This window comes from Armatimonadota bacterium, assembly GCA_020354555.1.
GTDB lineage: Bacteria > Armatimonadota > Hebobacteria.
This window is the reverse complement of sequence record CP070648.1, coordinates 4,384,428-4,406,118: the sequence shown is the minus strand read 5'-3', so window position 1 is coordinate 4,406,118 and position 21,691 is coordinate 4,384,428. Positions and strand designations below refer to the sequence as shown.

Annotated in this window: 14 protein-coding genes; 8 read left to right on the top strand and 6 right to left on the bottom strand. The window is 66.2% G+C overall.

From position 1 onward, the window contains the following. From JSV65_18015 to JSV65_18000, 4 genes are all read right to left on the bottom strand, one after another. A partial coding sequence (locus JSV65_18015; protein UCH34396.1) for a CocE/NonD family hydrolase occupies positions 1-1,167 on the bottom strand: 1,167 nt, incomplete at its 3' end. A 352-nt stretch (positions 1,168-1,519) separates the two neighbouring features. After that, positions 1,520-3,043 carry a prolyl oligopeptidase family serine peptidase gene (locus JSV65_18010; GenBank protein ID UCH34395.1) on the bottom strand — a complete coding sequence of 508 codons (1,524 nt, stop codon included), beginning with the start codon at positions 3,041-3,043 and terminating at the stop codon, positions 1,520-1,522. A 232-nt stretch (positions 3,044-3,275) separates the two neighbouring features. Then, the gene (locus JSV65_18005; GenBank protein UCH34394.1) at positions 3,276-4,247 is read right to left on the bottom strand and encodes a peptidyl-prolyl cis-trans isomerase; all 972 of its coding nucleotides are present in this window, start codon (positions 4,245-4,247) and stop codon (positions 3,276-3,278) included. A gap of 129 nt (positions 4,248-4,376) precedes the next feature. Beyond that, on the bottom strand, positions 4,377-6,332 hold the full coding sequence (locus JSV65_18000) for a hypothetical protein (GenBank protein UCH34393.1): 1,956 nt from the start codon (positions 6,330-6,332) through the stop codon (positions 4,377-4,379). A gap of 260 nt (positions 6,333-6,592) precedes the next feature. Here JSV65_18000 and JSV65_17995 point away from each other — a divergent pair, with 260 nt between their 5' ends. The 5 genes from JSV65_17995 (at position 6,593) to JSV65_17975 (ending at position 15,366) form a co-directional block, all read left to right on the top strand. After that, positions 6,593-9,118, top strand: coding sequence for an alpha-mannosidase (locus tag JSV65_17995; protein UCH34392.1), 2,526 nt, complete (start codon positions 6,593-6,595; stop codon positions 9,116-9,118). 283 nt (positions 9,119-9,401) lie between these two features. Then, positions 9,402-10,613, top strand: a complete 1,212-nt coding sequence (locus JSV65_17990) for a sigma-70 family RNA polymerase sigma factor (GenBank protein UCH34391.1) — start codon at positions 9,402-9,404, stop codon at positions 10,611-10,613. A 513-nt stretch (positions 10,614-11,126) separates the two neighbouring features. After that, complete coding sequence (locus JSV65_17985) at positions 11,127-12,620, top strand: SPASM domain-containing protein (GenBank protein ID UCH34390.1); 1,494 nt, start codon at positions 11,127-11,129, stop codon at positions 12,618-12,620. A 27-nt stretch (positions 12,621-12,647) separates the two neighbouring features. Continuing rightward, positions 12,648-14,183 (top strand): SPASM domain-containing protein, encoded by a 1,536-nt coding sequence (locus JSV65_17980; GenBank protein ID UCH34389.1) that lies wholly within the window; start codon positions 12,648-12,650, stop codon positions 14,181-14,183. 25 nt (positions 14,184-14,208) lie between these two features. After that, a complete protein-coding gene (locus JSV65_17975) occupies positions 14,209-15,366 on the top strand; it encodes a hypothetical protein (protein ID UCH34388.1) in 1,158 nt (385 codons plus the stop codon). A 283-nt stretch (positions 15,367-15,649) separates the two neighbouring features. On the opposite strand, the gene JSV65_17970 is transcribed toward JSV65_17975, so the two are convergent. Together JSV65_17970 and tgt are read right to left on the bottom strand one after the other, a co-directional pair. Further along, the gene (locus JSV65_17970; protein UCH34387.1) at positions 15,650-16,321 is read right to left on the bottom strand and encodes an HD domain-containing protein; all 672 of its coding nucleotides are present in this window, start codon (positions 16,319-16,321) and stop codon (positions 15,650-15,652) included. A 157-nt stretch (positions 16,322-16,478) separates the two neighbouring features. Further along, on the bottom strand, positions 16,479-17,588 hold the full coding sequence (gene tgt, locus JSV65_17965; protein UCH34386.1) for a tRNA guanosine(34) transglycosylase Tgt: 1,110 nt from the start codon (positions 17,586-17,588) through the stop codon (positions 16,479-16,481). 185 nt (positions 17,589-17,773) lie between these two features. On the opposite strand from tgt, the gene JSV65_17960 reads away from it, so the two are divergent. The 3 genes from JSV65_17960 (at position 17,774) to JSV65_17950 (ending at position 21,589) form a co-directional block, all read left to right on the top strand. Continuing rightward, entirely contained in the window at positions 17,774-19,096 is a 1,323-nt protein-coding gene (locus JSV65_17960) for an aspartate aminotransferase family protein (GenBank protein ID UCH34385.1), read from the top strand. A gap of 139 nt (positions 19,097-19,235) precedes the next feature. Continuing rightward, entirely contained in the window at positions 19,236-20,300 is a 1,065-nt protein-coding gene (locus JSV65_17955; GenBank protein UCH34384.1) for a Gfo/Idh/MocA family oxidoreductase, read from the top strand. A gap of 41 nt (positions 20,301-20,341) precedes the next feature. After that, positions 20,342-21,589 carry an ArgE/DapE family deacylase gene (locus JSV65_17950; protein UCH34383.1) on the top strand — a complete coding sequence of 416 codons (1,248 nt, stop codon included), beginning with the start codon at positions 20,342-20,344 and terminating at the stop codon, positions 21,587-21,589. Positions 21,590-21,691: the final 102 nt, after the last annotated feature.

Sequence of the window (21,691 nt, the reverse complement as noted above, 5' to 3'; positions counted from 1 at the left end):
TTGATCCATGGGGCCGGCAGGTATCAACAGATTCGCGCCGCCGCGAGTGGGAACCGGATTGGCGGGATCGTACTCGTAGCTTGCGCTGCCCGCGGTGATGGGACGGGAAGTGCGGAGGCGGCCGCCGGGCGCGAGAAAGAACTCGGTCGGGTCGGCCGGAACGGGCCACGTCTCACGGCTGCGCCACTCATTGCCGGGCGCGCCGTCTTCGCCGCACGCGCCCATGACATAGTAATGCACGCGCGGGAGCTGGCGCATCCCGTTGTCCTCAGCTCTAATCCAGAAGTCGAACCACAACTCCGCGTCCATGCCCGGCTTCGGTATGTCAACCGCGTTCTCGGGGAATTCCAGTTCGCCCACCTTGCGTGCGACGCCGTGCGGCCAGGGGCCGACGATCATCCACTGATTGGGCGAAATGCTGCTCCGCGAGACGAAGCTGTCAATGGTGCCCTGGGTGAAGATATCGAACCAACCGCCGATGTGAATGGCGGGGATGTTGACGCGCTGCTGCTCGATGCGAGCGATGGAGTCGGTGGTCTGCCACAGGTCATCGTAGGCCGGATGGGCGAGCATCAACTCGCGATTGTCAGGCGGCCAGTTCGTCTGCTTGAGCCAGCCGCCGACGAGGGCCTCGCGCCATACCCCGCCGGGATAGCAGGTGTGATGGTACATGCTGCCGGCCGCGACGACGATCTGCTGGGCGAGCACGCCGGGCGGGTTGGCGCCCGCGAGCATATTCTGGGTGATGCCGAGGGCGGAGCCGCCGGCGGTGCCGATCCTGCCGTTGCACCAGGGCTGCGCGAGAATCCATTTCACGGTGTCGAGGCCGTCCTGATGCTCGCCCCAGCCGTCGTCGAAGAAGGCGCGGGCGTGACCCTCGGAATCACCGCGGCCACGGACGTCCTGGGTGACGATAGCGTATTCCCCGAGGCCGCCCATGGTCGTCTTCCGGCCGTATGGCGTTCGCAGCAGGATCACCGGCCAGGGGCCGTCGCCTTCACCGGGCCGAACGTCCGTGGCGAGTTGCACGCCGTCGCTCATGGGCACCATGGACGTCTGGACGTCGGCGGCTTGCTGCGCCGCTACCGGTGGCAGGAGCAACAGGCAGGCAAGCGCTGCCAGGAAAAGATACGTCGTGAAACGTGCGGACTGGGGCCATCGCCTCATGGTGGCACACCTCCGGAGGGTAGCGTCGGCGATTGTTTCGGGCCGAGGAGCGGGGAAACCTTCAGCAGAGACACATGGCGCTAACGAGGCGGGGGCCTGGCACAGCGCGTATGCGGGAATGGCGCAGCGCCGCCTTCCAGGGCTTCGCGACGGTGAGTCCTGCGAACCGAGCACGGGGTCGGGCACGCGCCGCCGAGGCAGCGGTGGGCTTCGTCGCCCCAAGGTTCCTCATCGTGCGCTATCCGGCCAAGCCAGCCGAGCCGGTGATGCGGCATAAGAGGGATCCGGGCCGGGAGGACATCCCGGCCCGGGGTTCGTCGTGAGACACTGTCGCCCAAAGCTGCAGCGCAAGCTACAGCCGCGGGAACGACAGCGCCGACGGGTACCAGCGGCAGTCGGTCTTAAGGTAGAGCCAGAAGATGTTCGGCAGCGGCCGAACCTCCTGCCAGTCGTTGGTGGCGACCTGGAGCTTGAGCTGGTGCCCGGCGGGCACGGTGTACGGCCTGCTCACGAGGTTGACGGTCCAGTTCCCGCTTGAGTAGTTGGGCAGATCGCGGCGGGTCTTCATGCCCTTGGTGATCTTAGTCTCGATCCCGGTACTGGGATTGACGTCGTAGAGCCAGGGGCAAAGCTGAAGCTCGTGGCCTTCGGTCGTGTTCCAGTACTGCTTCAGCGTCGCCTGCCCGGCGATGGTGAGCGGGCTGCCCAGAGTGGAGGTGGAGAACACGATCTCCTCGTTGGACGGCACATCGTTGACCGTGTAGGGCTCCATCCACTCCAGCTCGTAGAGGCCGAGCCAGAACTCGGGCGGGGTGTAGTAGTAGATGACCGAGGACTGGTTGGTGCGGAAGTACCAGTCGCCCAGTCCCCACGAGCCCGGCTTCGACGGGTTGAGGACGCCGTCGCGCAGGTAGTATTTCTGCGTCCAGGAACCGCTGCGCGGCCAGCCGCCGAACGGATCTTCCTGCATGATCCCGTTCTGCTCGCCGTAGAACCAGTAGTCGAGCCAGCGCAAGATGTGGTTCCACGAGTCTGACGGCCAGTCGTCGAAGCCCGCGGGGTCGTGACCGCCCGGCCACCATTGGATCTTCTTGTTGGCGGCGGGAGTCGCCACACTGTTGTAGTTGGCGACGCACTCATCGAGGAAGACGACCGGATCCTCGGTGCCGTGCAGGAAGTAGATAGGCTGGGTCAACTGGTTGTTGTAATTGATTGGCGAACGGCTGTGCCAATCGTTGAGGTCCATGCACTCCCAGCCGCAGTCCGCCTCATCCTTGAGCTTGTCGCCCCACACCGGGTCGACCGTGCCGTTGATGACCGCGCTGTAGTACATGCCGTTGACCAACAGCCAGCGGTAGGATTGGTCCCAGTAAGCCGTCATGCACGAGAGGTCGTGGTAGGCGCACATGGCGACGCAGTTGGTGATGCGGTGGTCGCGGGCGGTGGCCATCATCACCACGCCGCCGCCGTGGGAACCACCCGACACGGCGATCTTGCTCGTGTTTACGGGGAGGTTGCTGATGGACCACGTGATCATGTCGATCAGGTCGTCCACCTCAATGCGCCCGTACTGGGCCATACCCTCGGAATCGAACAGACCCCGACTGGTATAGGCGACGCAGATGTAGCCCTTGTTAGCGAGGTTCCAGCCGACGTCGTCGAGTTGGTGCTTGTGACCGCCCCATCCGTGCACGCCCATGACCAGGGGGAAGTTGCCAGAGGCGTCAGGGCGCCACCACGTGGTGTCCAACTGGACGCCATCCGGCATGGCAACCATCAGCTCCTGGCTGACGACCGAGTAGTTGTTGTCGGTCGCCAGGGCACAGGTCGCAGTCAGCAACAGGACTGCCAGCGTCAACAGTGACGTTCGAAGCATGTCGTTGTCCTTTCTCAATGGAGTCCACAACCACAATCATGGTAACCGGGACCCACAGTGCGCTGAGTCTAACATCCCTCCTTTCCCGCGCAGAGTCGCAACAGCATTAGTTCTCGCTTTTCGCTCTCCCTCCGGCCGCTCCTGCCCGGGCGTTGCGCGTTTTTTGTCGTGCCGATCCCACATAGGAAGGAGCCTGCCGAGGGCGCCTCCGAGCGCGACGCTCGGCGCCGTGTCACTCGCCCATTTGCGGCCCCGCGGCGCCCGGGACCGGCCCTGCGGGGCCGACGTCCCAGTCGCTGCCGAAGAGGAGATTCTCGACGTTCGCCTGCTTGAGGTGGCGCAACATCCATGCGTTGGGATCACCGATCTTGCGCCGTCGGGCGCGCTCCTCGGCATCCGCTCGATCCGCCTCGTAGTCCGGTTCGTGCGGCGGGATCCGTTCGAGCAGTTTGACCAACATGATGCCGAAATTCGCCTGCATGGGCGGGGTGACCTCGCCGGGCTTCAGATCCGCGAATACCTCCTTGTACCGCGGGTCGGTCGAGAACTCCGTGAGCGGCACCGGCTTGGGCAAGCGGCCGCGCATCATCTTGGTGTAGGGGTCGTACGACTTGTCGGCCGCAATCGCCGAGAAATCCGCGCCCTGCGCGAGCTGCTCGCGCACCTCGCGCGCTTCGCTCTCCGACCCCAGCGTCATCTTCAGCACGCGGAACAGCTCGGGATGACGGAACTCGTCCCTGTGCTCCTCCCAGTAAGCGCGGACCTCTTGCTCGCCGATGGGCGTGCTGGCGAGCATGAACTTCTCGCCGAGGATGAGCAGCTTCACCTGGTCGCGTAGTTGCGCCGGGTCTATGCGCAGGCCGTAGCGCAGGAAGCTCTCGAACTCCTCGTCCGTGCCCCAGCGCAGCTTGAGTGCGGCGATCTTCTGGTCTATCTCATCCTCGGTCGCGGTGACGTTGGCCCTCGCTGCGGCGATCGGGATGTACACCTCGGTGACCATCTTGGCGAGCTGATCCCGGCCATGTTGCTCCCGCAAGCGACCATACAGGTCACGGATCGGGATCTTGTGACCCTCGACCACCGCAGCGGGGCGAAGCCACGCTCGGTAATAGGCCCGACCCAACGCGATCGTGCTGGCTGCCAGGGCGAGGGACAAGAGGAAGAGGATGAGGGATACGAGTCGCCACTTGTGCGTCGCAGACACTGTTTCTACCTCCTGGCCTCGTGGCCGTGATCTGTTTCCGCGAGCCCGCCGGGGTATCCTGCCCGGCGCGCCGCACCGGACGGGACCGCTGTGAGCCGCGGATGCCGGCGCAGTCACGCCTGCCGTGATCTATCCCGGCCACAGCGGGAAGCCGGCGTGAGTGAAGTACGTGACGATGCCCCAGACGGCGCCGGAGACGCAGTCGCCCAGGATGAGTCCCAGGAACGCCGGCCGCAGCAGCAGGAACCCGCGCAGGCCCGAGTAGCGCACGACCAACCCTTTGATGAGCCAGCCCACGAAGAACGGGAACCACAGGACATAAATGGCGTAGCTGCTGGCAATGGTGAACCCGATTGGGTGGAGCGGCCAGCCGACGTAGCGCGCGCGCAGCCAGAACAGCGCGGCGACGGTTCCCGCGCCGGTGGCAATCCACAGCAAGTAGAAGGGGTCGGCATCCGCAGGCGCCTGAAGCCATGTGGATATCGAGCGGCCGGGGATCTGCGCCGCCTGGATGTTCGCCCAGTTCGAGCCGTACGTCAGCGCGCCGTAGCGGTAGCTCGACCAGATGTTCTTGGTCATCGAGGCGACGACGCCGACCACGAGCGCCGCGATCATGCCCCAGAACACGGCGCTGCGCCGCGCGCGGACGTCGTCGGCCGCGCGCAGCCCGTTGAAGAAGTTGGGCATTTCGAGCGAGCGCAGGTCGGACATGAAGACCTGCTCCGGGATCTTGAGCATGGTGAGGCCGGAGGGCGTGAGCGCTTGCGACCCGACGGCAGTAACGAAGATGCGCGTGGGGCCGAAGGCATTCTGCAGGAACAGCACGCCGCCCGCCGCGATCGCCCAACTGCCCACGAGGCAGATGCCGAAGAAGACGAGGATGACCACAGCGGCGAGCAGTGCCGGCAGTCCCGCGGCGACGAACCAGATCGCGGCGGCAATCGCCGCGCCCAGGAAGCCGAAGACGGCGAGGCGATAGGAGACCGGCTCGTCTCTGTCGGCCCCGTCGCGGCGCACAGCGGTGTGCCACACGGTTCGGAGGTGACCCCGCGCGGCGTAGAGAATGGCCCCGGCCACTGCGAGAAACGCGCCGAACTCCTGGTGCGAGAGAAACGTACGCGCCATGTATCCTGCGGAGTACGGCATAGCGAAGCCAAGAGCGCCGCCGACGACGGCTTCGAGCCGCGCGAAAAGGAAGAAGAACCAGAACGAGAGCGAGACCTCGGTGGGCAGCAGGTAGGCGAAGCCGATCGCGGTCGGGATCATGAAGAGGTAGATCGGATGGGCCTGATTCCACGGCCGCGGGAGCGTCCACAACGGGATCGGAATGTCGCGCGCGAGGAAAGGGACGACCGGGAAATGAGCGTGGAGATTGTTGATGGTGTGAAAGCCCGCCGCGACCGCGAACCCGAGCCAGAGCAGGCGATTAGTCAGAATCGGTCGGCGGCCGGGGATGCCGCCGGCATCAAGGGCGAGTTCGGCGGGCAGCTGCACGATGGGAAAGGACAACCGCTCGTGTTCGACCCATTGGCGGCGCAGTATCACGGCGCCGAGGGCCATCATGGCGTAGAAAGCGAAGCCGAGGATGAACCACATCAGAACCGGCGAGAGCCACAAACGCCATGGTGTACGCGCGCCCTCCGGGAGGCCTTCGTAGAACGTCCGGATCGCCTCAGGATCGGAGACGAAGAGCCACGAGGGCAGGTAGCGGTGGAGCAGTCGCGCCCACTGGTTCTCCGCCGAGGCGAAGTAGCGCGGCCCCGCAATGGACGGAGGCAGGTAAGCGGCCATGCCGCCGGACAGCAGGCCGACGAGCACCATGGCCCAGATCAGGCCGAGTTCGGACGGGCTGAGGGTGCGCAGGCCGAGCCGCCGCGCGACCGGGTTGAAGATGCCGACGAGGATGACGAGGACGAACAGCGAGCCCGGCGGCAGATGGAATCCGCCGTGCCCACCCGGCCCGCCGACCCCGAAGTAGACGACAAACGCCACGCCGATGAAGAACGCGCGCCAAGTGAGGCGGCGACGGCAGGCGTCCGGCTGCGGCGACAAGCGGTCGTCGTTTGGTATCTCCATGGATCGCAAGGGCATTTCGCTGCGGGCGCGCACGCGCCCTGCGGCTTTCCCGCCGGGCGCACGACGATGCCCCTGGGATCGTGCTGTGTGCGCGGCTGGCACGCGCGGCTGGGGGCAATGAGGCCGAGCCAGTCGCGTTCTTGGAGCAACAGGCGGCCGACGACTCCGCACGCAGGTGCGCGACTCCTCGTCGGCGAAACGGTGTGCGCTGTCTTGCGACGCGTGCGTCCGCGCGCCGGCGGCGAACCAACCACGAGAGAGAGAGGTACATGTCCGAGCGTACACCGGTGATCCATCTCGTCTGCAACGCCCACATTGATCCCATCTGGATGTGGCACTGGGAGGAAGGCGCCCGGGAGGCGATCTCGACTTTTCGCACCGCGGCGGATTTCCTCGACGAATACCCCGAATTCGTCTTCAATCACAACGAGAGCGTGCTCTACGAGTGGGTTGAGGAATACGACCCGGCGCTGTTCGCGCGCATCAGGCAACTCGTGGAGGTCGGTCGCTGGAACATCTCCGGCGGGTGGTATCTGCAGCCGGACTGCAACATGCCCGGCGGGGAGACCTTCGTGCGACTGATCGCGGCAGGCCGGCGCTACTTCGCCGACCGGTTCGGGGTGCGGCCGAAGGTGGCGTACAACTTCGACTCGTTCGGGCACAACGGCAGCCTGCCGCAGTTGCTGCGCCAGAGCGGTTATGAAATGTACCTGCACTGCCGTCCGCCCGGGGTGCTGATAGACCTCCCTGCGCCGCAGTATCGGTGGCGGGGTCTCGACGGCTCCGAGATCCTGGCGCTGCGCCCGGCGGCGGGGTGGTACGGCACCCCGGAGGGGCACGCGATTCACAGCATCCGGCGAGCAGTCGAACTCGCGCGAGAGACGGGCGAGGATGTGCTGGTCCTGTGGGGCCTCGGCGACCACGGCGGCGGCGCGACACGCAAGGATCTCGATACGATCCGCGTGCTCATGGCGCAGCATACCGAGGTCGAGATCCGTCACAGCACGCCCGAGGCGTATCTCGCACGGCTCAAGCCGGCCTCGGCGTATCCGCTGCGGAAAGGCGATCTGCAGCGCAGCTTTGCCGGCTGCTACACCTCGATGGCACCCGTCAAACGAGCGATGCGCCGCGGCGAAGCGCTGTTGACTTCGGCGGAGCGCTGGTCGGCTATCGCTTGGCGCGAGCGCGGGCGCGAGTACCCGCACGCGGAGCTGGAAACGGCGTGGAAGGGCGTGCTATTCAACACGTTCCACGATATCTTGGCGGGGTCGTCGGCGGAGGCGGCGTACCAGGACGTGATGGAGATCTTCGGCCGCTCGGCCGACATCTGCCGCCGGCTGCGACTGAGCGCGCAGCTGGCGCTGCTGCCTAGTGTCGCGCCGCAGCCGGGTACGATCCCCGTCTATGTCTTCAATCCTCATGGCTCCGCGATGACGGCGCCGGTGAGCCTGGATTTCCTCATGGCGTATATGCCGCCGCGCGAGCGCGAGCCGTTTGCGCTGTATGACGACGCCGGGCGCAAGGTGCCGTCCCAAGACACCGGCGGGACCTACGAGCGGACGGCCGGGACCTGGCACCGTAACGCGACGTTCGTCGCCGATGTCCCGGCGCTGTCCGTGCGGCGCTACGAGATCCGGCGGAGCGAGGAGCCGGCCGCCAGCGCCTCGCCCATGACGGTGAGGGAAACGAAAGCGGCCATCACGGTTGAGAATCGCTGGATGCGGGCGAGGTTCCTGCGCTCGACGGGCGGGCTGGCGTCGCTGGTTGACAAGCGCAGCGGGCGCAACTTGCTGCGCGGCAGCGTCCGGCCGGTGGCCACGAAGGACACGCTCGACGCGTGGGGCGGTGAGGAGAACGCGACGTTCAACGAGCCGCTCGGCGATTTCGCGCCCCTGACCGCAAAGGAGGTGGCGCGGTGGGCGGGTGAGGAGCGCGGCGACGTGCCGGCGCTCCATGTGCTCTCCCGGGGGCCGGTGAGCGTGACCGTGCAATCGCTGGTCGGCTGGCGGCGGTCTCGGGTATGCCAGCAATTCACGTTCTACGCGGACCTGCCTTACGTGGACGTGAACCTACGCGTCCACTGGCAGGAGCGGCGGGAATGCTTGAAGTGGGTGCTGCCGTTGCGGCTGAGGGAGTGCCGGGCGGTGTGCGAGGTGCCGTTCGCCGCCATCGAGCGGCCCAGTGACGGCACGGAGAGCGTCGGCGGGCGGTGGGTTCGACTGGCGGAGAAGGGCGCGGATCGGCTCGCGGTGGGTATCGCGAACGACGGGCAGTACGGTTTCCACGCCAGGAGCAACGGTGAGCTAGGGCTGAGCCTGCTGCGAGGCGCCGTCCACTGCCGCTTCGGCGACGGCGCGGCACGGGCCAACGAGCATCACACGTACATTGACCAGGGGCAGCACGACTTCCGGTTTCGGTTGTTGTGGGGGAAGGCAGCCGCCACAGCGAAGGCTCTGATCCCCGCCGCCATGGAGCTGAACCTGCCGCTGGAGCCGTCCTTCATGTACCATCAACCGACGCCGGGAACGGACCCGTGCGAGAGTGTTGCGCCGCGTCTGGAAGTGACGCCGCCCACGGTCGTGGTCGCGGCGTTGAAGAAGGCGGAGCAGGCGGACGAACTCATCCTGCGCCTGAGTGAGACCCTCGGTCGGCGGACCCGCGCAGCGATCAAGATGAGCGGGGCCAAGCGACCGACGAGCCTAGAGTTCCGGCCCTTCCAGGTCAAGACCCTGCGCGTCGCCTGGGCTGACGGGCACCCTAGGATTACCGCGTGCAACCTGCTCGAAGAGGGCTGACGTAACGCGGGGCATGCCGCGGCGGCGACGCCCGAAGGCGGCCGGCGGGGGGGGTGAACGGTGCCTGGTCTCGGTTAGAGAACGCGATCGGATATGGGCGCTCGGGGAGGGAGGCGAATCCGGGATGTGCGGCGAATAGCCAGTTCGAGGTGGCCGGAGCCCCTTCTCGGCCCTTGATACGGCGTGGACGATGCGCGGCGCGCTGACCGTGCGGCACTGGCGCTGGGGTGCGCCGAGCAGGTATAATATAAGAAGAGGATCGTCGGGAGAGCTGCGAATCCGGATGATGCTGGTACGGGATAGAACTAGACCGTCTGAACTGTGCGACCTGGACGAGGTGCAACTGGTTGCGCGGGCTCGCGGGGGCGATCAAGCTGCGTTTTCCGTTCTGGCCGATCTTCACCGGCCGCGGGTCTACGCCAAGGCCAAGAACATCCTCGCGAGCGAGACGGCGGCTGAGGACGCGTGTCAGGAGACGTTTCTCCAGGCGTACCGCGACATCCACATGATACGCGAGCCGAAGGCTTTCGGTTCGTGGCTGCTGGCCATCGCGGGCAACGTGTGCAAGCAGCAGCTCAGGAGCCAGCGCGCCGCGAGCGTCGAGCTGGTGCCGGATCTGTGTCCGGATCCCCGCAATGATTTCGACTCGAGCGAGCTACGCGCCGACCTCTGCTCGTTGATGCAGGAGCTGTCGCCGCAGATGTCGCGGCTGGCGGAGTTGCACTACATCCGAGGTCTGGATCAGGAGGACATCGCCGCTCAACTCAAGGTTCCTCTGGGCACGGTGTCAGGGACGCTGACACGCGCGCGGCAAGAGCTGAAGTCGCGCTTCGAGCGCAGGCAGCGACGCGACGCGGCACGGATCCGTGAAGGTCTGCGGCTGAGGACGCAGGGCGCGCTGACGATAAGCTGTCCGCTTTGTGGGCGGCACCGCTTGGAGTGGCGGGCGTCAGTACTACCCGGAGAGACCCAACGGCTGGAGACGTTCTGCCCCGCGTGCAGCGGGGAGCGACTGACACCGATCACGCAGTCGAACTTCTGGCAGGGGCCAGTGGACACGCTCGGCGATGGGTTCGTCTTCGCATCGAGCGATGCCGTGTTCCAGATGGCGCGGCGGGTGCTCTCCGGCCAGGCCAAGTGTCCGGCTTGCTCCGGGCGCTTGATCAGTCTGCCATCCGCCGCCAGTCGCCTCGCGCGTCACCCGCAGGAAGCACGGATGGTGTGGGAATGCCTGGAGTGTCGCTACGCCGCTGACAACCGCGTCGCGGGGATCCTGTTGGGTTCCTCCTGCGTCCGCCAGTTCTGGCAGGAACACGGAGCGGTGATTTCCGAGAACCGCGACGAGAGACTGGGCGTAGCAGGGGTGAGCTGCTGGCGCCTCTGCTACCGGAGCCTGCGGCGACAGGCGCGGCTCACCGTCGTTGCTGAGACTTCCTCCCTCGACTTGGTAGCGGCCGACGTGGATTACGGTCGGCGAAGCGTACCGGTCAGCTAGGCTCGCTCGCGCCGTTACAGAGTCTGGGCTGTCAGAGAAGCGGCCGATACCCCTGGCAACGAGGCCCTGCCGCATGACCCCCTCGTTGGCGCGCCGCGCGTTGACACACCGACGCCGGTAGAGCAATCCCTCGCCTTTTTCGCTGAATACGTGACCCCTCATCCCCGTTTTCGCGGAACCGATGCCATAGCGCGCCGCCGCCAGCGCCTCGCGCAGCCGTCGGCACCCCTCGGAGGCTGCAGATTGTTGTAGGATTCGACCGTGTCATCGCACCTATATGTAGTGGCGCCCCTTGTAGCCAGTAATCTGGAGGTGCGGCGGATGGAGATGACCACAGGACAGGCCGAATGTGAAGCGATCGACTTGTCGGAGCTCGAGGATCTTGCGTCACTGCTCCCGGACGGACACATCGAGATAGAGCCGACCGCGGGAGCGCTGTGGACTTGTTGCTGACGGTGCCGGGTCGCGCCGTCTAGGAGGTGCGGCCGTTCGCGGCTAGACGGGAGGCGCGGGTTGCCAACGACGACCGGAGAGCGGGGATTAGTGGGACTGGTGCGCCAGGTGCGCGCACCAGACGTGTCGGTGGCATATCATCCCGCGACGGGGCGCCTGTTGCGTATGTCGAGGCTCGACGGCCGTTGCCCCGAACCCGCGGAGGGCGCAACGAAGCGGCTATCCGAGTTCGGAGGAGCGGACCTGTCGTCTGCCAAGGTGCAGATGGCGCTGGCGGCGGCTCCCACGATGCAGCCGCCGCCGGCTCCACCCGAGCCAGGGCCAATTGACCGTCTCTCCCTGCACGTCAGCCACGACTGTAACATGCGGTGCCGCTACTGCTATGCCGACGGCGGCCCCTACGGGCTCCCGCGGGAGCGCATGGTACCTACGGCCGCGGAGCAGGTGGTGCGCCGATTGGCGCACTGCGCGCGCAGCATCAGCCTGATCCAGTTCTTCGGCGGCGAGCCAGCGCTCGCGCTCGACGCCATCGAAGCGGCGTGTACCGCGGCGCGCAGCCTGTACGATGAAGGGGTGCTGGATGAGTTGCCGTCGCTGCGGGTGGCGACGAATCTGGCCGCGCTGCCGTCTGCGTTCAGCGAACTCGTCCGCCGCTTCGGGCTTGAGGTCGTCGTGAGCTGCGATGGCCCACAGTCGCTGCATGACGAGCTTCGCCAGCTCCCGGATGGACGCGGCTCCTTCGCGGTCGTTGCGGACAACATCGCGCGACTGCAGGCAGTGACCGACGGGCGGGAGCCGAGAGCGATCGCAGCGACGTACACGCGCCTGCATCAGCATGCGGGGATGGGGCCCGCTGAACTGTCCTCATTCCTGAGCGAGCGGCTCGGAGTACCAGAAGTCGTCATCTCGCCTGCCGCGGCGACGGGTCCGGCGCAGGCGGAATTTGCGCCGGAGTGGAGCGCCAATCGCGAGGAACACGTAGAACACGCGCGGCAGGCTTTGCGGGGTGTTGCGCGAGGCGACCAGCGCATCGACGTCACGGGCCTGATGATGGCCCCCTGCATCATGTTCGCGTCCCAGGCCGCCTGTGACCGCTTCTGCCCGGCAGCCGTGAATTCGATATCCGTGACCCCGACGGGCGACATCTACCCGTGCCACATGTTCATCGGGCGCGATGATTTCCGCATGGGCAATGCCCTGCGCGACGAAGCGATCCAGGACTCGCGCGATTACAGGCGGGTGTGGCGGGTGTTTCGAGATAACGTGAAGTCGGAGAATCCGAAGTGCGAGCAGTGTTGGTTGCGTCTGATCTGCCGCTCGTGCCCCGGGCTCATGCTGAAGGTCAACGGCGCGATCAATCGGCCCGTCGAGAGCGATTGTATGCTCAAGCAAGGGCTGACCGAGGGTGCGCTGCTGGAGATCGCACGCATCAGGCAGGACCCTGCTCGCTGGGCATCATTTCTGGCCAATGTCCAGGTCATCATCCGCGCCGCGCGACGGATACCCGCGGCCGTCGGCGTCGCGGCCAACGGGGAGGTCCCGATAGCCGCCTGAGGCAGACAGTGGAGGGAGCGCAAGAAGATGACGAGTCCCAGGACCAATCGCGGGTATGAGGTGGTTCGGGCGGGGGACGGCCGGTTCGCGTTCGACATCAGAAGCGGTCGTCTTTTCGCGGTGCAGAACGTTCTCGCCGACGTGCTGGAGGCTAATCCCGATAGCGCCGAGGATCTGCAGCACCTTGCCTCCTTGCACGGTCCGGACGCGGTGCGTCGCGCGTATCGCGAGGTGGATCAGGTGAGACGTGCGGGGCTCCTGCCGCGCGCTCCCTCGCGAGACGAGAGTCTGACCATTCCGAGCAAATCATGCTACTGCCAGGCCACCGTCGCTCTCACCGACCGCTGCAATCTGCGCTGCAAGTACTGCTACGATGGATATCAGGGGCTGCGCGCCGGCGGCGGCGCGACGATGGACTGGCTGACGCTGCGCCGCGCGCTGGACTACGTCTTCCGCGTGTTTGGGGCGGGCTCCGAGATATTCGATATTCATTTCTTCGGCGGCGAGCCGCTGCTTCAGTTCGCCGTCATTCGCCAAGCCGCGGAGTATTGTCGTGACGTGGCGTCGCAGCATCACGTCGAGGTCAACCTGTCCATCAGTACGAACGGCCTGCTCCTGACCCCGGAGATCATCGAGTTCTTCCGCGCGTACAATATGGACATCTCAGTCAGCCTTGACGGCCCTCCTGAAGCGCACGATCGCGCCCGCCAGTTCCCGTCCGGCGCCGGCTCATACGAACTCCTGGAGCCGAAGCTCGACGAGATCCTGGCGTGCGATGACCTCTACGTCGAACTGGCAGGGGTGCTGTCACCGCTGAACACGGATGTCTGCAACTCGATCCGATGGTGCTACAAGAAGGGCGGCAAGGCCATATCCTTCACCATTCCCAAGCTTCGCTGTGGGCACACTATGGGCATCAAGGATCGCAGCCTTGCGCTGATCAAGCAGTCGTACGCGGAGCTCGCGGACTACCTGCTCGCGCGGTGCGCGCAGGGCGACTTCGGCCTGCTTGCCTCACTGGTGGGAGCAAACGACTACTTCGGGCGCTTCGTTAAGCGCGTGTTCAGCCGCGAGCACATGACGCATCGCTGCCGCGCGGGCAAGGACATGTTGGCGATTGGCGCGGACGGCCGGGTCTACCCGTGCCTCGGGTTCATCGGCATGGCGGACTGGACGATGGGCACCATCAGCACGCTGCCCAACGAAGAGATGCGCGACGTCTTCTGCAGCCAGCACGTTGACGCCAAGGCGAGCTGCCGTCACTGCTGGGGACGCTATCTCTGCGGCGGCGGGTGCTACGCCCACGGCGCCATGTCGAACGGCAGGATGGATCAGCCCGACCCCTACGACTGTGAGTTGACCCAGCACGTCATGCGTTTGGCCATCATCCTTGTCGGCCGCTTGCAGCGTGACTACCCCGAGATTCTGCCGGAGTTCTTCGGCACGCTGGTGCGCAACGTGCCGGCGAAACATCGCAAGTTCATACCGCCCCTGCTGCGCCAATACATGACGAGCGAGCCAGAGGGCCAGGCGGTTGCGGGGGCGACGGCCGATAGCTTGTGACACCCACCGATAGGGGGATTGACCAGTGACTGAGCAGCAATTGTCCGACCGAATCGGTACCGCCAAGATCACGCTGACGGGTTCGGCAGGCGAGATCGGGCACCAGCACGGCAGCGCCTTGAGCGTCGAGATCGCAGAGGTAATCGAGAGCTTCCTGCGGCGCAGCGCCGAGGTGTTCGAGACGCCCTACGACGAAATCCGGCGTCGGATCAAAGGCTTCGAGGAGAGGATCGACCCGGAATACGTCGAGGAAATGCAGGCGATCGCCTGCGCCGCGCGCGTGGACTATGAGGACGTCCTCGCGCTCAACACGTTCTTCGACACCGACAGCATCCTGACCTGTCAGTCCGCGATGTGCGTCAATCTCGTTGCGTTCGGGCCGGCAACAGCGTCGGGCCGATTGCTTCACGGGCGCAACCTTGATTTCCCGTCGACCCAGGAGGTGCAGAGCAGCGCCCGGGTGATCGAGTATCACCCGCGCACCGGCAATTCGTTCATCTCGGCGTGCTGGGCGGGAGTGGCGGGGGTTTTCACCGCCATGAACTCGGCCGGACTCACGATCACCGAAGTTGGGGCGTGGGATCGAGACGTATCGTGGGACGGCACACCGCTGGTATTCCTGTTGCGCAAGATCATGCAGTACGCCGACTCTCTCGACGACGCGTACGAGATCGTGCGCATGACCCCCAAGACCGGCGGCTTCAATCTGGCCGTCACCGACTGGCGCGTTCCCGAGGCGATCGCCATTGAGATATCGGCCAACGCAGCCGCGCGCCGTCGGTCGAGGAAAGCGGTGATGGTGGTCTCCGACAATCGGATGTCCGCGACCATGGCGTCGAATCAGCTCGCTCCCCCCTCCGCCGTCTCGCGCTACATCCGCATGTGCGATCTCGCGGAGCAGGCCTACGGGCAGATTGACGTTGCGGCGATGCGCAGCATCTTGGCCGACCGCTACGACCTGCTGCTGCGCCGACAGACCCTCACCTACAACTCGATCTGCAACTCCGGAACGCTCCAGAGCGTAATCTTCGAGCCCGACGAATTGGCGATGTGGGTGTCGCAGTGGAGTCTGCCCGCCCCCGACGGCGCCTTCGTGCGCTATACCTTGGACACCAGCGCCGACGCCGTGAACACCGCGGTTCCGGCCGCGTCGGAGTACATCGGGAATCGGCTGTGCGCGTAGCGCGCGAGCGGCTTCGACCTCGTCGTTGGCAGTGTACGGGCCCGAGCCAGCCGAGCGACACGACGGCCTCAGGCATCCCGCCGTTCCCCATCGGAGCTTGACGCCGGCGATCGCGCCGGACGGTTGATGACGACTTCAGGCCGCATGCAGAGCGCGGGGTACAACCGTCATGAGTGACCTCTGAGCACTCAGGGCGGCTGCACACGAAGACGGTGGCGCCGACCGACGACAGGCGTGAGCCACGTAGGTTAGCTGCTCTCTGCGCCGCGCGCCATCTGTGAGCTTACAGCAGTTTCGTGCCGTTGATGACGAGCGAGAACTGACACCCCAACTGGCGCGCGGCGATCCGCGAGGCGACCATGCGCGTGAGGAAGAGCTCGAAGTACTCCATGATCGAGCCGAGCGCGGGGTCGATATCCAGGCGCAGCGCGATGATCTTCCGCTCGAGGTCAACCTCGACCGCGGAGGAGATGGCGGCGTAGTTGATGCGGTCGTGCGCATCGAAGGCGTCGGGCGAGGGGTTGCGCACGCGCGTGCGGCTGACGTCGGACTTGTCGGCGATGGTCACGGCGGCGGCGACGTCGCCGAACGGCTCGCCGTATTCCTCTTCGTGATTGCCGACACCGGCCATGACCTCGGCGAGGTCGTCGGGCGGCATGCCCATCTCGCGCAGGATGTCATACGCGAGCATGACGCTGATCTGCCCGTGGGCGACGCGGCTTCCGACGTTGCCGATGTCGTGGAGATATCCGGCGATCGCTGCAAGTTCCCCGGTCTGCTCGCCCAGCCCGAGGTCGAGCACGAGCTGGCGCGCGCGGGCGGCGACGATCTCGGCGTGGCGGAACCCGTGCTCCGTGTAGCCGATCGACTCCATGTTACGATCGGCCTTGGTGAGGTAGGCGCGGACGACCTCGCGCGCCGTGACGTCTTGAAGTGTGATGGTCGCAACCGTCATGTTGTGTCCCTGCGAATCAGCCGAGTCCCGCATCTCTCAGATCGCGCCGCCCCGGTGAAGTCAGCGGCGCCGGAATGGGCACCGAAGGATGGCCTAACGGTCCTGGCAACGAGCGCGCGGCGGACGCGGCATGTATGGATATTCCACAAGCCTTCTCCTATTCTGCATATACCCGCTGCCACCGCTCGAGATACTCACCGAAGCGGCCTTGTGCAATGGCCGCGCGCGCGCCTGCCATGAGGCGGAAGTAGAAGTGCAAATTATGGTACGTCACGAGGCGGGCGGCGAGGATCTCTCCGGCCTTGTAGAGGTGGCGAATATAGGCGAGCGAGTGCTCGCGGCAGGTCGGGCAATCGCACTCCGGGTCGAGGGGCGCCGGATCGCGCTCGTATTGCGCGTTCTTGAGATTGAGCCTGCCGCGACTGGTGAACCCGGCGCCGTTGCGCCCGAGCCGCGTGGGCAGGACGCAGTCGAATAGGTCAACGCCCGCGGCTATTGCCTGCAGCATCTCCGGCGGCGCGCCGACGCCCATCAGGTAGCGCGGGAGCGTCTCGGAAACCGACGCGAGGCTGTGGTCGAGCATCTCGAAGGTCAGCTCTTTGGGCTCGCCGACCGACAGCCCGCCGACGGCGATACCGGAGAACCCGAGAGCGCCGATGCGCTCGGCGCTGCGCCGGCGAAGATCGGCCTGCATGCCGCCCTGGATGATGCCGAACAGGGCCTGCCCGGCGTCGGGTCTGAATGCGTCCAGGCAGCGGCGGGCCCAGGCGTCGGAGCGCTCGGTCGCCTGTTCCGTCGCAGCGCGGTCCGCCGGATAGCCCACTGGCTCGTCGAGCGCCATGATGATGTCGGCGCCGAGCGCTTGCTGCACCTCGACGGCGCGCTCCGGCGTGAAGAAGTGCTCGGAGCCGTCGAGGTGCGAGTGGAACGTCACGCCGTCATCCGTGACGCGGCGCAGCGACTGCAAGCTGAAGATCTGATAGCCGCCGCTGTCAGTGAGGACGGGGCGCTCCCAGTTCATGAACCCGTGCAGGCCGCCGGCGCCCGCGACGACTTCCACTCCCGGCCGAAGATAGAGGTGATACGCGTTGCACAACACGATCTGCGCGTCGAGTTCGAGCAGCTCACGGCGGGTGATCGCCTTCACCGTCGCCTGGGTGCCGACCGGCATGAACGCGGGCGTGGCGATGCCGCCGGCGCGCGTTGCCATGCGCGCCGCGCGAGCCGCCGTAACCGGATCGCGGTGGGTGATCTCGAAGCGCAACACGGGGTAGTTGTTCGGCCCGCGCCGGCGAGTTTCCTGTGGCGTATCACATCGGGCTGGAGCGTTGCGTCCTTGGCGGGGCGGCGCGCCGCCGTCGGCAGGTCTTGTCGTGCTCGCGCCGAAATACATGGCCCGGGTCGCATGCCGGGGGCGAGTGCGCCCCCGTCGTTCTTCTCCCGGAGGAAACCGTGATCAGGAAGCTCACTGAGATACCCGGGCCGCGGGCGCGCGAGTACCTAGAGCTGTCGCGCCGTTACGAGCCGCGCTCGATGAGCGATCAGCCGCCCGTGGTGTGGGCCGAGGCCGACGGCGTGTGGGTGACCGATGTTGACGGGAACGTGTACCTCGATTTCTCCAGCGGCGTGCTCGTCGTCAACTCGGGCCACTCGCATCCGGCGATCGTGCGCGAGGTGCAGGAGCAGGCGGGCCGGGTCATCAACTGCTACGATTTCGTCAACGAGTACCGGCCACTGCTGGCGAAGAGGCTGGTCGAGATCACGCCGCCCAACCTCGACCGTGCGTTCATCTTGACGACGGGCTCGGAGGCGACCGAGGCGGCGATGAAGATGGCGCGCAAGTGCACCGGGCGCAAGGAGATTATCGCCTTCCAAGGCGCGTTCCACGGGCGCACCTACGGCGCGATGTCGGCGGGCGGCAAGCGCAGTGGCAGTGGGACGCGCGGCTTCGGGCCGTTCGTGCCGCAGATCTACCTGGCGCCGTTCGCCTTCTGCTACCGCTGCATGTTCGACAAGACATATCCGGAATGCGGCACCTGGTGCTTCGATTATCTGGACTGGTTCGTCGAGACCGAAACGGAATCCGACATCGCGGCGGTCATCACGGAAACGTACCAGGGCGGGGCGGGCTCGATTATCCCGCCGCCGGAGTGGATGGCCAAGCTCGATCGCTGGTGCCGCGAGCGCGAGATCGTGCTCATCATTGACGAGGTGCAGGCCTCGTTCGGTCGCACCGGGAAGCTGTTCGGGTTCGAGCATTACGATGTGACGCCGAACCTCCTGTGTCTAGGCAAGGGTATATCGAGCACGCTGCCGGTTGCGGCGGTTGTAGGCGAAGCTCGCATCATGGACTCGCTCGGCCCCGGCTCGATGTCGAGCACCCACGGCGGCAATCCTCTCGGCGCGCGCGCCGCGCTCAAGAACATAGATGTCATCATGGAGGAGCAGCTGCCGGACCACGCCGCGCGCGGGGGCGAGTACCTCGCCCGGCGATTCGCCGAACTCGAGGCAAGGCACGAATGCCTGGGCCAGGCGCGCGGCATGGGCCTGGTGTGGGGGCTCGAGATCGTGAGGAGCAAAGGAAGCAAGGAGCCGGATGCGGCGCGGGCCGGCCGCATCGTGCTGGAAGCAGCCCAACGGGGTTTGCTCATGATCGCGCCGATCGGTCTGTACGGCAATGTCCTGCGCATCGCGCCGCCGCTGGTGATTACGGAGCAGCAACTCGCGCAGGGCGTGGACATCCTCGACGAGGTGCTGGCGGCAGCTGCAGGTTGAGCGCGGTGGCTATCGGCCGTGCCATCGCACATGAGCAGTGCAGGGCGCACGGACGTGCGTTCCCGGGTGCTCCCGGCAATCGCGTTGACGGGCGGGACGGCGCCGTGGCAAAGGCACGATCCCGCAGTAGGAGGGAGCAGTGGTCAAGATCGGCGTAGTCGGTGTTGGGACATTCGGGGTCAATCACCTGCGGGCGTTCACGCAGACCGCGCGCGAGGGCGTGGCCGAGGTCGTCGCGGCCGCGGACCTCGACGAGAAGCGGCTGGCTGAAGCCGCGCGGCAGTTCGGCGTGCGCGGGTACGCGAACCATCGCGAGATGCTGGAGCGCGAGGAGTTGGACGCGTTGACCGTCGTGACGCCGGACTTTGCGCACCGCGAGGTGACTCTCGACGCGCTGGCCGCGGGCAAGCACGTGTTGGTCGAGAAGCCGCTCGACGTGACGGTCGCGGGCTGCCGCGAGATGGTCGAGGCGGCGCAGAAGGCGGGCCTGCTGCTCCAGGTGGATTTTCACAAGCGGTATGACCCGTACCACCTCGAGTTGGAGAGGCTCGCACGCCAGGGCAAGCTCGGGGATGTCCTGTACGGGTACTGTCACATGGAGGACCGGATCGAGGTGCCGCGCGATTGGTTCCCGCAGTGGGCGCCGCAGTCATCGCCGGTGTGGTTCCTTGGGGTTCACTTCTACGACCTCGCGCGCTGGGTGCTGAAGAGCGACGGCAGGTCGGTGTTCGCGCGGGGACAGAAGAGAAAGCTGGCGGGCCTCGGGGTGGACACGTACGACAGCGTGCAGGCGCAAGTCGAGTTTCAGAACGGCGCGGTGGTGACCTTCGACACGTCGTGGATCCTGCCCGATCAGTTCGAGGCGATCGTCAACCAGGGCATTCGCCTGGTGGGAACGGAGGGCATGATCGAGGTGGACTCGCAGGATCGCGGCGCGCGCTCGTGCTTCTCCGCGAACGGCATGCAGACGCACAACCTCGGCTTTCTGCGCGAGACGATGGACAAGCGCGGCGACACCGTCTGGCTCGGCTACGGTATCGAGAGTATCGCGGACTTCGCGTACAACGTCGCCTTCCTCAGGGACGGCGGTGAATCCGAGGGCTTGCACGGCGTGTTCGCGACCGGCGATGACGGCTTGGAGGTGACGAAGATCGCCTGCGCCGCCGAGGACAGCCTGCGCAGCGGTCAGAAGGTGGACATCTGAGCGGATGGACAGGATTGCATCCGGTCCCACTATGTGACCCCATGGACGACCTCGCGAAGAGACTGTGCGACGCAGTTCAGTCGCGAGCCGACGAGGCGCGCGATCTGCTGCTTGAGCTGATTCGGATTCCCAGCACCACGGGCTGTGAAGGACCTGCCTGCGACCGCGTGCTCGAGCACTGTCGGCAGCTCAGCGTAGATGCGGAAGCGGTGCTTGCCCCGCCCGACCTCAAGCAGGATCCCGATTACACCTTCGGCGAACAGGATCTCACCTACGAGGACCGGCCGAACATCGTCGCGCACCGGCGCGGGGCGGGCGGCGGGCGCAGCCTCATCGTGCAGAGCCACCTCGACGTCGTGCCGGCGCAGTCGTGGGCGGAGGCTTTCGATCCGGCGGTTGACGGCGATCTCGTCGTCGGCCGCGGCGCGTGCGATGCGAAAGGGCAAGTCGTCGCCATTCTGCTCGCCCTGCACGGCCTGGACGATGCAGACGTCAGACTCAAGGCCGACGTGCAAGCCCAGTTCGTCATAGACGAGGAGGTGGGCGGCAACGGCGCGCTGGCGCTTATTAGGCAGGGGTATCGCGCAGACGCGGCGGTGATACTGGAGGGTACCAACCTGCAGATTCATCCTGCGAACCGCGGCGCCATCTGGTTCCGCCTGCGGGTGACGGGCAAGTCGGTGCACATGGGGCGGGCGCACGAGGGGGTCAATGCGATCGAGAAGACGGCGGCACTGTTCCCGGCCTTGCGGGAGTACGAGCGCCGCATCGTCGCTGAGAGCGCCGGGCAGCCGCTGTTCGAGCGCTACGACCGGCCGGTGCAGGTGAACCTGGGAGTGATGCGCGCAGGGGACTGGCCCTCAACCGTGGCGGGTGAGGCAATACTCGAGGGCGGCGTCGGCTTCCTGCCCAACAAGCCGATGGAGGCCATAAAGACCGAACTGCGCGAGGTCATCGAGGCCGGCGCCGATGAGTGGACGCGCGCCCACTTCGAGCTGGATTTCCCGAAGCTGCACAACGACGCCTACGCGGACGACCCGAATCACCCCGCGGTCGCGGCGCTTGCGGCATCATGCCGCGACCTAGGGCTCGCGTCCGAGGTCTACGGCTGGAACGTGAGCTGCGACGCGCGATTGTATCACCACCGCGGCAAGATGCCGACGATCGTCGTCGGCCCCGGGAGCATCTCGGACGCGCACGCGGCGGGGGAGAAGATAGACTTCCGCCAGGTGGTGCAGGCGGCTCAGGCGCTCGCGTTGATGTGCGTCGAGTGGTGCGGCAAGGCGTAGCACGCCGCGTGCTTCGTTGTCGAGGCCAACACTCCCCGGCGCAGACGCAACGCGCGGCAATTGTCCACTGACACCGCTCGCCCCCCCGGGCAGTATCTCCCT

Coding starts and splice junctions, on each gene's coding strand:
- JSV65_18010 (UCH34395.1), bottom strand. CDS start 3,043: ATGCTTCGAACGTCACTGTTGACGCTGGCAGTCCTGTTGCTGACTGCG.
- JSV65_17995 (UCH34392.1), top strand. CDS start 6,593: ATGTCCGAGCGTACACCGGTGATCCATCTCGTCTGCAACGCCCACATT.
- JSV65_17990 (UCH34391.1), top strand. CDS start 9,402: ATGATGCTGGTACGGGATAGAACTAGACCGTCTGAACTGTGCGACCTG.
- JSV65_17980 (UCH34389.1), top strand. CDS start 12,648: ATGACGAGTCCCAGGACCAATCGCGGGTATGAGGTGGTTCGGGCGGGG.
- JSV65_17970 (UCH34387.1), bottom strand. CDS start 16,321: ATGACGGTTGCGACCATCACACTTCAAGACGTCACGGCGCGCGAGGTC.
- JSV65_17950 (UCH34383.1), top strand. CDS start 20,342: ATGGACGACCTCGCGAAGAGACTGTGCGACGCAGTTCAGTCGCGAGCC.